Below are 14,002 nucleotides of genomic sequence, written 5' to 3'. Positions count from 1 at the left end.
AATCTTAAATATCATTTGCAATCTTAAATTATTTCTTGATGAAACGCTTAATCGTTTGTTTGCCGTCTTTCTCGAAAACAATTAGATAGATTCCTTGTTTCAAATGCGAAACGTCGATACTATTACCATTTGCTTTTTTCGATAAAACTGCACTTCCAGACTGTGCGTCAACTATTTTTACATCTCCTCCAGAAAGATCTGTTGTCGTAAATAATGTATTTTCTACTGGACTTGGATATATGTTTAGAACTGTTGTTTCTGGCTCTTCTGCTGCTGTTTGTACCGAAGCCGTTTTAGCCGCCGCATTACCTACTTTAGTAATTTTTATCCAGTTGATGTTCATTCCAGTATTCTGAATATAGATTCCGAAATTGTACGTTCCGGCATTTACATTTACAGTTTGAGAAACTGTCTGCCAGTTCTGCCATCCTCCAGTATTGGGAACAGTTACATTTCCTAAAACAATAGTACCAGCATTCAAATCTGAAGAAAGTACACCGCCTGAAGCACTTGCAACTCTATATTCAATTAAATAAGAACCCGTTGTTGGGAAATTGATGTTGTTGTATGCTAACCAATCACCTGTTTCTGTGTAACCCACATTCGAACCTCCTCCTGTATCTGTCGTCGCTTCTACTTGAATACCACTCATTGCTGAATAATCTTCTGCCTGAATTAAAGTTGATGTCTGAGAAGTAGTTGCTGGAACTAATTTCCATTGTCCGCAAGTTTGGTTATTATTGTCCCATTGCTGTACAATTGCGCCAGAAGCTGTACTTGCATTGGCCACCTCAACAATTCTTCCGCTGTGACGGGCTACAATCTTATAGAAACCGTCTCCTGTAGAAACTAAAATAAACTGCTGATTAGTGGTTGCATTGTATGGATATTGCTCTACTCTTGCGCCATTCGCTTTATTGAAGTTATTGATATCCATTGACATACCGCTGTGGTTGGCAATGATTTTATACATTCCATCGCCTAAGTGCGTGAATGTAAATTTCTGGTTGTTTCCAGAATTTAAAGCACCTTGGTTGATTCCTGCTCCGTTTGACATACTTGAATTCCAAACGTCCATGTATAAACCGCTGTTTCTGTTTTGTAAAAAGAAAGTCTGGTTTCCTAAAGTAGTAGTTCCATTAGCAATAATTCTGATTGAACTTACTTTATCATTCCAAGTAGTGTTTAAGCATGAATTACTAGCATTAATTACGGTTGAAGTTCCAGTAAAATTATCATCCATGTATAAAATCGCTTGATATCCTTGAGTGATTTTTAATGACGAAATATCATCATTTAAAACGCCTAATGAATTTAAACGAGCTAAATTGTAATCACCAATGGTTAATCCGCCAGAGAATCCTGCGTAGTTGCAATCTTTATACACCGTAACCACATCTGTAGTCGCAGGAACTGAAGGTGTTGTAAGTCCATAATATCCTCCAAAAACAGCGATAACTTTTGTGGGTTGTGGCGTATGAAGTGATGGTGACTGGTCTGCAACATCATCATAAGCAAATCCGTAAGCTAAATTATCGATATTGATTCCTGGTAAGTGCCAGAATTTAGAATAATGATTCGTTGGGTTTACTTGATAATATTTTGAGGCATCATACCAGTTTTGCTGACCTGGATTTGGTGTAGTAGTATTTACAACATGACGGTTAATTGCTGCTGTCAATTGAGCTTGAATTACAAGATCCAAATCTCCATCTACCAATCTTCTGTCTAAAACACCTTTTCCTTCAAGTGCTTCCTGAGTAGTTGGGCGGTTTTGCACGCGTCCGGTTCTTCCAACAAAAGCCCCAGATTGTCCCACCATTTCTAACTGTTCTCCAATAACTCTTCCTTTGAAAACTCCAGCATCTCCGGCATAAAAGATTAAATCTTCATTTTTGTATTTGTTCCAGATCGCATCGATATACGATTTCAGATAGTTAGCATACGGACCTGAACCTTCGGCATAAGCAGCCGTTTTTGAAGGTGCTGTAATTTCTCCTGTCGCATCATTTACACAACCTTGAAATTCTGCAGGAACATTTGCTTTAAAAGCTGCAACAATGTCAGCGTGTTTTTTCAAATCTCCCACTTTCTTTTGGTAACCTCCAGCACCAAATAATTCAAGTCCCATTGGATATTTATACGAATCAACTCTTGTTGGATTTCCGAAGAAACCATATTGATTGTTCGTTAATTCGATCATTTCGTATAAGATTCCCTGATTAGGATCGGTTGCATTCTGCGGATTTGGCGATGCATATCCAGAAGGCGCTCCACTGGCTCCAAAAAAATAGAAATACAATTGGGATCCTTTAGAAATAAAAACACGACATCCTGCAATTAATGGCAGTGTAAATGTTTTGTTTGGAATTTCACTCAGTTTGGTAAAACAAGCTGCATATTTGGAGTTTTGCCCTGGTCCAGTATTTCCACCATAAGTTGGTCCTGTAACTGTATTGTAAGACGCGTTCATTGGCAAAACCTGACTTGTTTTGGCATTTACCCAAACATGGTTTCCGGTTGTATAATCGATTCCGACAATGGCAACGTATAAATCGCTGTCGGCAAAAGTTGAATTATTGGTAATGGTAAACGGTACTGGCCCCTGTCCGTACGTTAGGGCTGAAAACACTAAAAAAAGTGTGATGAGAAAAGAAAATCTTTGAAGTTTATTTTTTTTCATATCTAAATAATTTTGGGGTTACATAAATAGATTTAAACCAAAGTCATCTTGAAAACGAATGACTTTAAATATCCGTCAGGTGCAATTTTTCGGTGCTATCCTTATATTTATATTGTGGCTGATCAAACCAGCTTAATATTGTTAATTTTAATTACACCCAACGGATTTAAATTATTTCTTAATCAGCTTTTTAGTCCAGCTTTTTTGATCTGATTTGAAATTCAAAATGTAAATTCCTTTTGTCAGTCTGCTGATGTCTATTACGCTTTCATTATCCTGAGTTTTATTCTCAAGCATTAAGGTTCCTGAATTATCATAAATTGAAATGACTTTATGATCTAGTTTTTCAGGAGATGAAACTTGAATATAATTTCCTGCTGGGTTTGGATATACCGCAAAAACTTTTTCTTCAGTTTGTGGTTCTTCTACAACAGTCAATGCTTTTTTAGCTGCTGATGCTGATCCGTAAGCTTCGATTTCATACAATGAATATCCGTAAGGAGCCAAAGCTTTTGTGGTACATAAAACACGAAGATATCTTCCGGTTCCGCTTACTGTTAAATCATCTGTTCCACCATCACTTGCTGTTTGTGTGCTGATCGTTTCATTTTCTGTGAAAACGTTATCAGTTGAAAGCTGTACTTTGTATTGAGTGGCATAAGCAGCTTCCCACTTTAAAACCACACGGTTAAGGTTGTAATTACTTCCTAAATCCACATAAATCCATTCCGTTGCATTTGCAAAAGAACTTGCCCATCTTGTAGTAGCAGCATTCCCGTCTGTTGCTTTAGATGCAGATAAGGTTGAATTTTCTTCTGTAGAAGCTGTTGCTGTTTTCGAAAGCGCCAGATTCACATTCGGATTTGGTGTAATATTCCTAACAATTACATCGCTGAAAACTCCTGTTGTTAGAGTTCCGTTAGCGTGAGATGTAACTGCCATTCCTGCATAAATGGTGTTGGCCATTGCAATGGTTCTTGGCGTTCCAATTTGTGTCCAAGTTGTTCCGTTATCAGAAGCATAAGAGGTAAATACATTTCCTGATCTTACGACACGAACCCATTTTGGAGCAACTCCTGTTACCACTTCTGCAGCTGTTATTCCCGAAGTGGTATCACGAGTTAAGAACTCAATTCCAGCAGCGGCGCTTGCATCGGTCGTAGCATGTTTAGAGGTTGGTGTGAGTGTTTCACGGAACATTACTCCTGCTTTTGCGTATGTATTGGTATTGGTTAATGAATTTACTTTAGCAATAATTTCAGCATCTCCAGTAATTGGCTGGTTTACAAACTGAAATTGATCGCTTGTTTCCCAAATATCATTTCCTGCCCCTTTAATCGTAAAAATACCATTTGAGTGTGCAGCTTCTCCTGCTGGAGTTACGGCACCTAAATCTGTGCTTGTCCAAGGTGCTGGTAATGTGTTTGGATTTTCGGTCGAAACTAAATTTAAAGCTCTTAGATTATCAAAATAATAGGTATTTCCAGAATTGGTTCCTGGTTCAAACAAAAACACAAAACGATTTACTTCGCTGTCTAAAGTTGACGCGTCTGGCGCGCTTACATACGTAAAAGTTACAGTATGCCAAGTATTCGTTTGTTTTACAACTCCCTGATAAATACTGTGTCTTCCTACTGGATAGTTTGACGGAATCGAAGCACTGCTTTCTGCCTGCCACGAAATGATTGATCCAACTGGAGCCGATGTATACACATCCATAGCGAATTTTTTAACGCCTCCTTTGAAATCTCCAATATTAGTTAAAGTAGTATTGAATGAAAAGTTATCATACAATTCAGTTGATTTACGAACATATCTTCCCACATTTGAAGACGTATTGATTCCTGTAGCACTTGGATTTGCTGTATTAGCTGTATATGTTCCAATAGCATCTCTAAAGGTAATATTGTGTGTATTTTGGTAATCTTCATAAACTACTCCAGGTGTAAAAGTGTCTGGAAGTTTAGTCGAACCAATTCTGATGTTATCAAAATAATACGTATCGTTTGTATAAGAACCTGAGTTAAACAATAAAACCATTTGGTTTACAGCCAGATTCGAAGTTCCTGCATCTGGACTTGAATTGTAGTAGAACGTCAATGTTTCCCATTGGTTTTGCTTTGTTGTAATGGCAACGTAATTACTGTTTCTTCCTGTTGGATAATTAGCTGGAAGCGAAGTAGCACTATTTTCTAAATTCAGACTTACGACGGTTCCAATTGGTGCCGAAGTATACACATCGATCATGATTTTATTCGTCTGATTTTTCAATAAACCTGCATCTTCGATTGTGCTTTGGGTATTGAAGAAAAGTACATCGTACTGCTCCGTTACATTACGAACATATCTCGCCACATTAGCAGACGAATTCACCGAATTTGATCCCGGATTTGCTACAACAGAATACGTTCCAGTAGTAGTTCCTTTGATGATTTTATTAATTCCATCATAATTCTGAAGAACATCTGTAGCAATAATTGGTTTTTCTGGCGCTGCTTTTGTCAGCAGATTATCGAAATAATAAGTCGCTCCTGAATTAGAATTTGATTCAAAAAGCAATACCACATTGTTGATAGATAAAGCACTTGTATTGGGATCGATGATTTTTTCAAATTCAAATTCGATGGTTTCCCATTTGTTCTGAACAGTTGTCGTAGCTTTAAAACCACTATGTCTTCCTGATGGATAATTAGTTGCAGTCGTTACGTTACTGTTTTCTAACTGCATTGAAATTTTTGTCCCAACTGGAGCCGATGTATAAATATCAAACGAAAGTCTTTTTCTTCCGTAAACATAATCATTGGCATTCGTAATAGTAAGATTTCTAATGTTTAAAACATCATACAATTCTGTTGAATTACGAACATATCTTCCCACTTGCGCAGATGTGTTGATTCCTGTAGCAGATGGATTTGCAACTGCTTCTGTTAAAACACCTGTTTTTACCGGATACAGTACATTTCTATTGGTCTGAAAATCGTCATGTATTTTTTCTACTGGTAAAGCAGGTTCTGTAGTTACAGCCAATTTATACGTATTAGCAGCACATCCAGAAACTGTTGTAACAACGGAAACATCTCCTCCTGCTGTTCCCCAGTTTACTGTGATCGCATTTGTTCCTTGTCCAGAAGCTATTGTAGCACCCGCAGGAACGGTCCAGTTGTAAGAGGCTCCTGCCACTGCATTTATAGAATATGTTTTGCTGGTTTCGTTTTGATATACTTTGTTATCTCCCGTTACTGCATATTTAAAACTTCCGTCATAAACACGTACATAATCGACTTGTAATTTCGCTGGGAAATCGGCTGGAACTGGCTCTACTCCAACACCGTTTACTCTGGTATATGGCGTTCCGTAGCTACCAACAGCCAAATTTAAAATGATGTAAAAGTTATTATCGTTAAAAGGCCATCCTCCGTTTACCGTTGTGTTTGGAGTTGCCGTATGAAATAAATTTCCATCAATAAACCATTTTATAATATTTGGCCCCCATTCTACAGCATACACATGGAAATCAGCTGATAAATCTACTGCAGAACTATAGCTTCTGCCTGTAAACTGATAACCGCCTCCATCGTAATGAATTGTTCCATCTACTGATTTTGGGTTTCTGTGTTTGGCTTCCATAATATCAATTTCACCTGTATATGGCCAGCCACCTCCTACTGGAAGCATCCAAAATGCAGGCCATGCACCTTGCGCATTGGATAGCTTCATACGAGCTTCAATTCTTCCGTATTTTAAAGAATATTTTCCTTCTGTAGTTAATTTTGAAGAAGCATACGGCTGATCTGGAAATTGTGAGCTAGGCTGATATTTAGCCTCAATATTCAAGTAACTGTTTGTGCCTTCTTTCACAATTGTAGCTTGATTTGGATCGTAACGCTGAGCCTCAGCATTTCCAAATCCGCAAAGCGACGGACATCCGTTTCCAGAAATGCTCTGCCATTTGGTTAAATCGACAGTCGTGCCGTTAAATTCGTCAGACCAAACCAGTGTATTACACTGTGCCTGAAGTTTGATAAAGGGCAGCAGCAGGAACAAAGCAGCTACACAAAATCTTTTAAATAAATAGTAATTGTCTTTCGGTGGTCGGCCGAAAAAAGAGTCTTTTTGATTCATTCTTTTTAGTTTTTTGTTAGTAAAGTGCTTTGGCATCGTAATTGGCTATTTGTAAATAATAGCTTATTATTTTGCCGAATTGAAGGACAATATTAACAAATAAATCAGGCTAGACTTACATTTTTGAGTACGGTTTGACTACGGTGTTTGAAAAAAATTACCGCAATAGACCGTGAAATCCCAGTAGAACCACTTAAGATTTTACTTCACAATAAAAAATTAAAAATTAAGAATGAATTCAGTTATGTTCGTATCAGATGGAAGTTGTAATTTTTTACGAATACGATATCGGGTATCTTCCACTCCTCGAACAGAAATTCCTAAAAGCGGTGCAATTTCTTTTGTATTGAAGTTCATCCGCAGATACGCACACAATCTCATATCGCGTGGAGTCAATTCTGGATAAGTAGATTTTAAACGCTGCATAAAATTATCATGAAGCTGATTGAAGATTTCCTCAAACTCATTCCATTGTTTATCTCCCTGCAGCTCATGATCAATTAATTTATTGATTTTGGCCAATAAACTAAAGTTGACATTCGGATCGTTTTTCTTGTCAATTTGTGTAATTAAATCTTTTATAGAAAGCAGGATTTCGTTTAAATGAATCAAATTCACCGTACTCGAAGCAACTTTTGCATTTTTAAGATTAATAGTTGATTCGAGGTTTTCACGCATAATATTCATATTCTCCTGTTCCAGTGTCAGTTTCTGCTCATTAAGTTCTGCACGGCTTCTAAGCAGTTCTTTTTCCTGATTCAGAATTAATTGCTGACGCTGACGTTCTGCAACTGACTTCTGATATTTTATTACCGAATAAATCACAACGCCATACAATATAAAATACAAAATATAAGCCCAAATAGTTCTATACCAAGGCGGTAAAACTTCAAACCTAAAAACGGCTTCTTCGCTTACTACACCATAAATATTTTTTGCCCTTACATGAAAAACATATTCGTTTTCAGGCAGATTGGTATATTCTTTTTCGGTCTGAATGCTGTAATCTGACCATTCTGGTTCAAAACCTTCCAGCCAATATTCATAAGTCGTAGCTTCGGCATCATCAAAGAACAAAGATGCAAAAGAAAAATGAAGCGCATTATTTGAATACGGAAGTTCTACCGAAAACGTATCATTTGGAGATCCTGTTTTGTTTGGCAGCACATCGTACCGGCTTGAAAACAGCAAACTATCTTTAGGAAAAATACATTTTACTTCAGAAATAACCGCTTTGTATTTCGTTTGGTACTTCTTGTTTTTAACAGCACTGTAATGAATCAATCCGTCTTGTGTTCCAAAAAACACATCACCACTGGCAGTTGTCTGAATATTTTCAAATCCTGGCACATACAAATAGCGGAGCTTTCGAAAAGGCAGTTCATCGATTTGATAATTCCCTTTTGATTTCTGAATCATTTTTCCTGTATTCTCTCCCGATAAATACCAAATATTATTCTGATTATCTGGCTTTAATAAACGTATATGACTTCCGAGTCCGAGATATTTTTTAAAAACAGGATCTGGAACCATCTTTTTTGAAACCGGATTTTGTTTGTAAACTCCTTTAGTGGTACCAAATAAAATCTGATTATCAATTTTAAATGTATTCAGAAACAAACTCGATGGAAATCCATTCTTCTGATTGTAAAACTGAAGTTCAGAAACAGCATCAAAAGTGGTATTCAGTTTGAGTTTGAAAATCCCTTTGTAACCATGTGCAATCCAGATACTCCCGTCCTTCTCGGTTTCAATAACACGGCTGCTTTCCTCAAAACCTTTTATTTTATGCTGATATACCCACGAACCATTTGTATTTTTCAAAAGATACAAACCCGTATAACCGCCAGCAAGCAGTAAATCAGGATGATTCGGAATCAGAATCCCTTTCCAAGCGCCATCAATTTTGGCTATTGTTTTTGCTGCATTACCGCTGACTTCAAATATTCCGTTTTTTTCAAAAGCCAAAAGCGAATTGCCAAAAACACCAATATTCCAAACGTTTTCATACATACCCGAAACATGCTGAAAATGAACATTTTCTCTTTTCCCGTTTTTATATTCATTCCAATCGAGCCAAAATAAACCGTTGTCTGTAGCGATGTATAATTTATTCTGATAAATCAAGCTGTTATATATTTTCGTTTCAGAATTTGAACTATCTAAAATTCGGGACAAAGGAGATGAAATCTGTATAAGTGAAATCCCTTCCTTAAGCGTTACCCACAAATTACCTTCTTTATCGGTTTTTAAATTCGTAACATAATCATTCTGAAGTCCCATTTGTTTGTTGATGTGCTGAATCAAACGTCCCGCACTATCTACAACTATCAATCCGTTTTGACGAGTTCCAATTCCAAAATATCCATCAGAAAATGCAATACCTGTTGAAATTTGATTTTGCTTCAGCAGATAATCCACTTCCGTCAAAAATGGTTTTATTTTATTGTTTTGATACGTAAAAAGTCCTTCCTTCTGCGTAAGCAATAGCAATCCGTTTTTTGTATTAAAGATTTTTCGAATTTTCTTTCCAATTAATTGCTCTCCATTGGGAACTGAAAGAAGTTTGTTGTTTTGAAGTTTTAAAAGTCCTTTCGCATTATCTGAAACATAGATTTCATGATTCACTTCAAAAAAATCATCAAAATTAGATTTTGATTGTAAAACCTTGATTTTGTTGTTATTGTAGATAAAAATCCCTTCAGAAGAAAAGAAAATCACTTTATTATTTTGAATTACAGTATGCGTAACATCACCAAAATTTCGAGCAGAAACCGGAATCAATTTTACAAGAGAAGTATATTGATACTGTCCGTTTGGCAATTGGATTACATATCCAAAATCGCCTTGAGCCCCCACATACATTTTATCATTTTGATCAATCGCCAGAGAACGCACCATACTGCGGTTTTCCGGCTGGGTAACAATACTCCATCGCACGCCGTCGAACTGCAGAATACCGAAATGATTGGCAAAAAACATCATGCCTTTGGAATTTTGTAAAACGTCCCAATTTTCAGACGCGGCTTTATACATCTTTGGACTATAACTAGTTATAAAAGGAACTCCAATTTTTTTTATCTGGCAAGTAACAACTGGAGAAATAAGCGGCAGTAATAGAACTAAAAGTCTAATTATAAATTTCGTCATTTTGTTTCTGTCTGTAGGTTATTTATTTGCGATTTGAAATCACAATTTTAAAATGACCCTTTGGGAAAGCCATTTTTAGGCAAAAAAATTCGTTTTATTCCCGAAGCTTATTAATAATTCAATACCAATAACCAACTAAAAAAACGAATGTCGAAATTCAAATATATAAAAATTTATTTTAATGTAACAAATTACATTAGTTATTACGAATAGTAAAATTGAAAGAAAAAAGACTGAAATAAAAAAGCTAAACACTATTCTAAGAGTAAAAAAATATTTTCTGGAACATTTTTTTTACTTCTTAATCTAGATTAATCGATAGACAGACCTTCCTGCAATAAATTTGCATCATAATCATAACAAAACTGAATAGTACATACAGTAAACGTTAAAAAACAAAAATTAATTTACCATTAAAATCAAAATAACAAATAATAACAATTTAATACTAAAAATCATGAGCACATTTACAGTAAAAGACGGAACAGAAATTTATTACAAAGATTGGGGAACAGGACAGCCGATTGTTTTTCACCACGGATGGCCATTATCAAGCGATGACTGGGATGCACAAATGATGTTTTTCCTTCAAAAAGGATACCGAGTAATTGCTCACGATCGCCGTGGACATGGTCGTTCTGGTCAAAGTTCTGAAGGAAACAATATGGAAACTTATGCATCAGACATCGCAGAATTAACTGAATATTTAGATTTAAAAGATGCCATTCATGTTGGACATTCAACTGGAGGCGGTGAAGTAATCCGTTACGCAGCACAATATGGAAAAGGGCGTATTGCAAAAGCAGTTATTATAAGTGCAGTAACTCCAATAATGATTCAAAATGAATCAAACCCAGAAGGTGTTCCATTATCTGTTTTTGACGAAATTAGAAAAGGAACAGGATTTAACAGAGCACAGTATTTTTATGATTTCCCTATTGCATTTTACGGCTGGAACCGCGAAGGACAAACTGTACAGGAAGGCATTAAGCAAAACTGGTGGCGTCAAGGAATGATGGGTTCAGTTTTAGCTCATTATGAAGGTATTAAAGCATTCTCTGAATCAGATTTTACAGAAGATTTGAAAAGTTTAGACATTCCGGTTCTTGTATTACATGGAGAAGATGATCAGATTGTGCCTTACGCTCAGGCACCAAGAGCAGCAAAACTGTTGAAAAACGGAAAACTAATTTCTTATCCAGGATTCTCTCATGGAATGCCAACTATAAATGCTGAAATCATCAATAATGATATTCTAACTTTTATAAAATAAAATACTTTAAACACAAACTGCCCGTAAAACTTCGCGGGCAGTTTGTGTTTTTACAAATATCATAAAGTAAGAAGCCTGCTTAACTCTTCATAACTATCAAACATTATTGCTCCCTCTTCTTGCAAATCTTTGTTATTAAAACCATTGGCAAAGCCATATACTTTAAATCCGCCGCTGACTCCGGCTTTTACACCAGCCTTGCTATCTTCAACTACAATGCAGTCTTGTACTTCAAAACCCATTTCTTTGGCTGCATGCAGAAAAATTCCAGGTTCTGGTTTCCAGCTGCCAATTTGGTATGAACTAAATATTTTGTTTTCAAATTTATCCAGCAAACCTGCCACTTCAAGATTTAAACGGATTTTATCAACTGGACCGCTTGAAGCTACGCAATACGGAATTTTTAATTTTGCGATAAAAGCTTCGATTCCTTTCATTGGTTTTACCTGCGTTTTAAAAGCTTCGAAACTTTTTTCACGATACTCAGTTTCAAAATTTTCAGGCAGTTTTTGTTCAATTGCTTCTTCAATATGACGAAAACAGTCTTTTAGATTTCTGCCGTTAAAATGACGGTACGCATCTTCCAATTCCATCTCAAAACCATGCTCCTGCGCCATTGCCAGCAGTATTCCGTTGCCTATTTTTTCTGTATCGACTAAAACTCCGTCACAATCGAAAATTATACATTTTACTTCCATAACTTAAATTTCATTTTAAAACTGCCATATATTATTCAATTGGCAAACTAAATTGAAAGTACAAAATTATCTCGTAAAACGGTATATTGTTTACAATGAAGCCGAAATTTTAGAAACCATCTGAATAATAAAATCAGCTTGTGCAGGATTTATTTTCTTTAAAGCATCAGCAGTTTGAAACCATTCGGCACGATCAATTTCGGGGAAACTTTGAAGTTTTCCAGATTTAGGAGGCCATTCTATTTCAAAATCATTACTTTTTATTAAACTTTCGTCAAGATCAAATTCAACCGCCCATGCATGCACAATTTTACCCGATTTAAGTTTTACATATTCCAATTCAATAAAATCTCCCTCGACTTTAACACCGGTTTCTTCTTGAAATTCACGTTTTGCTGCTTCAAGCGGATCTTCTTCATTATTAAATTCACCTTTTGGTATTGACCAGCTTTCTAAATCTTTATTCTTCCAGAAGGGACCTCCGGGATGAACCAAAAAGAAAAAGATCGTTTTATCTATAAATTTATATACTAATATTCCAGCGCTTTGTTTCATCTTTCAATATTTATACTAAAGATACGTTTTTCATTTATAACTATTTTTAAAAACAAACTCATAATCAACATTCTGTACAGAATTACCCCTATTTTGTATTTCCAATACCTTTTTGATTTGTACTTTTATAACATTCTATCAAACCGATTAAAAAAATTAAAAAACTTGACACTTTGAAAAAACATCTTTTCATCATAACCATTCTCACAGCGAATTTTACTGCTTTCTCTCAGCATAAAACCATAACGGTTACCAACAATTTAAAAGTTGACAGAGAATTCGAAACCATCGAATTAACCAAAAAATCTCTTGGATTAGCGGCAAATGCCAAACTCGAAGATTATGCCATAAAAAACGGCGATACATTTTTAGAAACCCAAACTGTAGATACTGACGGAGACGGAACGGCTGATGTTTTATTGTTTCAACCTAAAATTAAAGCTTCATCCAAACAAGATTTTGAGGTTTTAATCGGGACAAATCCTTCAGCTTCAAAAGTAATCAGTTGTTATTCTCGTTTTGTTCCAGAACGTACAGATGACTATGCTTGGGAAAACAACAAAGTCGCTTTTAGAACGTACGGTCCAGTAGCTCAAAAAATGGTGGAAGATAATATTGCAGGCGGAACTTTAACGAGCGGAATCGATGCTTGGCTGAAAAGAGTCGATTATCCCATCATCAATAAATGGTATGAAAAAGCCACCAACGGAACCGGAACATATCACAAAGATACAGGCGAAGGTCTGGATAATTTTCATGTTGGTGACAGCCGCGGCGTGGGCGGAATTGCCGTAAAAGTGGATGGAAAATATTATTTTTCAAAAAATTTCATCAGCTGGAAAACGATTACAACCGGCCCAATCAGAACGAGTTTTATTTTAACGTATGCGGATTGGGACGCTAAAGGAAACAAAATAACCGAATCGAAATTAATCAGCTTAGATTACGGAAGCCAGCTTTCCCGCTTTGAAATTAACATTACCGGAACAAATCAAATTGCTGCGGGATTGACGCTTCATGAGAAAAAGGGAACTATCGGCACGAATTTAAAAGAATGCTGGCTGAGTTATTGGGAACCTATCGATGATTCTGAAATCGGAATTGGACTTGTGGCTCCAAAAAACACTTTAAAAAGTTTCGACAATCACGTTACCAATGAAAAAGATCTAAGCAATCTTTACGGAAATATCGCAGTTAAAAATAACAAAGCCATTTATTATGTTGGTTTTGGATGGAAAAAAGGAAGTCCGTTTCAAACCAAACAAGAATGGGAAAAATATTTGAGTTCTTTTGCTGAAAAGGTTAATAATCCTTTGATTGTGAAGGTTAAGAAATAATGGTTTTGCCACGAAGGCGCGAAGACGCGAAGATTTTTTCCTAGATTAAATATAGCCAATGGTTTCAACCATTGGAACGCAAATCACAATACGTTTCCCAAGGTTGAAACCTTGGGCTAGGTTTGCCTTTTTATGTCTTAAAAACTTTGCGTCTCAGCAATTTTGCGAGATTAAAAACACAAGG

General features: G+C 36.1%; 7 protein-coding genes. 2 read left to right on the top strand and 5 right to left on the bottom strand.

Going from position 1 to position 14,002, the window contains the following annotated elements; all coding sequences use genetic code 11:
• Positions 1-28: 28 nt before the first annotated feature.
• From J0383_RS20735 to J0383_RS20725, 3 genes are all read right to left on the bottom strand, one after another.
• On the bottom strand, positions 29-2,683 hold the full coding sequence (locus J0383_RS20735; protein WP_207295854.1) for a beta-1,3-glucanase family protein: 2,655 nt from the start codon (positions 2,681-2,683) through the stop codon (positions 29-31).
• A 171-nt stretch (positions 2,684-2,854) separates the two neighbouring features.
• On the bottom strand, positions 2,855-6,805 hold the full coding sequence (locus tag J0383_RS20730; protein WP_207295853.1) for a family 16 glycosylhydrolase: 3,951 nt from the start codon (positions 6,803-6,805) through the stop codon (positions 2,855-2,857).
• Between the two features lie 219 nt (positions 6,806-7,024).
• Positions 7,025-9,955: a triple tyrosine motif-containing protein gene (locus J0383_RS20725; protein WP_207295852.1), complete on the bottom strand. Its 2,931-nt coding sequence runs from the start codon at positions 9,953-9,955 to the stop codon at positions 7,025-7,027.
• A gap of 457 nt (positions 9,956-10,412) precedes the next feature.
• Here J0383_RS20725 and J0383_RS20720 point away from each other — a divergent pair, with 457 nt between their 5' ends.
• Entirely contained in the window at positions 10,413-11,228 is an 816-nt protein-coding gene (locus J0383_RS20720; protein WP_207295851.1) for an alpha/beta fold hydrolase, read from the top strand.
• Between the two features lie 59 nt (positions 11,229-11,287).
• Here the strand turns inward: J0383_RS20720 and J0383_RS20715 are convergent, their stop codons facing one another.
• Entirely contained in the window at positions 11,288-11,926 is a 639-nt protein-coding gene (locus J0383_RS20715; protein ID WP_207295850.1) for an HAD family hydrolase, read from the bottom strand.
• Positions 11,927-12,016: 90 nt separating this feature from the next.
• Complete coding sequence (locus tag J0383_RS20710; protein WP_207295849.1) at positions 12,017-12,481, bottom strand: NUDIX domain-containing protein; 465 nt, start codon at positions 12,479-12,481, stop codon at positions 12,017-12,019.
• A gap of 173 nt (positions 12,482-12,654) precedes the next feature.
• Here J0383_RS20710 and J0383_RS20705 point away from each other — a divergent pair, with 173 nt between their 5' ends.
• The gene (locus tag J0383_RS20705; RefSeq protein WP_207295848.1) at positions 12,655-13,818 is read left to right on the top strand and encodes a DUF4861 family protein; all 1,164 of its coding nucleotides are present in this window, start codon (positions 12,655-12,657) and stop codon (positions 13,816-13,818) included.
• Positions 13,819-14,002 lie beyond the last annotated feature (184 nt).

Origin of the sequence: Flavobacterium endoglycinae (assembly GCF_017352115.1) — a bacterium.
Classification (GTDB): domain Bacteria; phylum Bacteroidota; class Bacteroidia; order Flavobacteriales; family Flavobacteriaceae; genus Flavobacterium; species Flavobacterium endoglycinae.
The sequence above is the reverse complement of the archived record's forward strand: the minus strand, read 5'-3'. Positions and strand labels throughout refer to the sequence as shown.

Bases quoted from the DNA above. Each gene is read 5' to 3' on its own strand.
- J0383_RS20735 (WP_207295854.1), bottom strand. From the start codon at position 2,683: ATGAAAAAAAATAAACTTCAAAGATTTTCTTTTCTCATCACACTTTTT.
- J0383_RS20730 (WP_207295853.1), bottom strand. From the start codon at position 6,805: ATGAATCAAAAAGACTCTTTTTTCGGCCGACCACCGAAAGACAATTAC.
- J0383_RS20725 (WP_207295852.1), bottom strand. From the start codon at position 9,955: ATGACGAAATTTATAATTAGACTTTTAGTTCTATTACTGCCGCTTATT.
- J0383_RS20720 (WP_207295851.1), top strand. From the start codon at position 10,413: ATGAGCACATTTACAGTAAAAGACGGAACAGAAATTTATTACAAAGAT.
- J0383_RS20715 (WP_207295850.1), bottom strand. From the start codon at position 11,926: ATGGAAGTAAAATGTATAATTTTCGATTGTGACGGAGTTTTAGTCGAT.
- J0383_RS20710 (WP_207295849.1), bottom strand. From the start codon at position 12,481: ATGAAACAAAGCGCTGGAATATTAGTATATAAATTTATAGATAAAACG.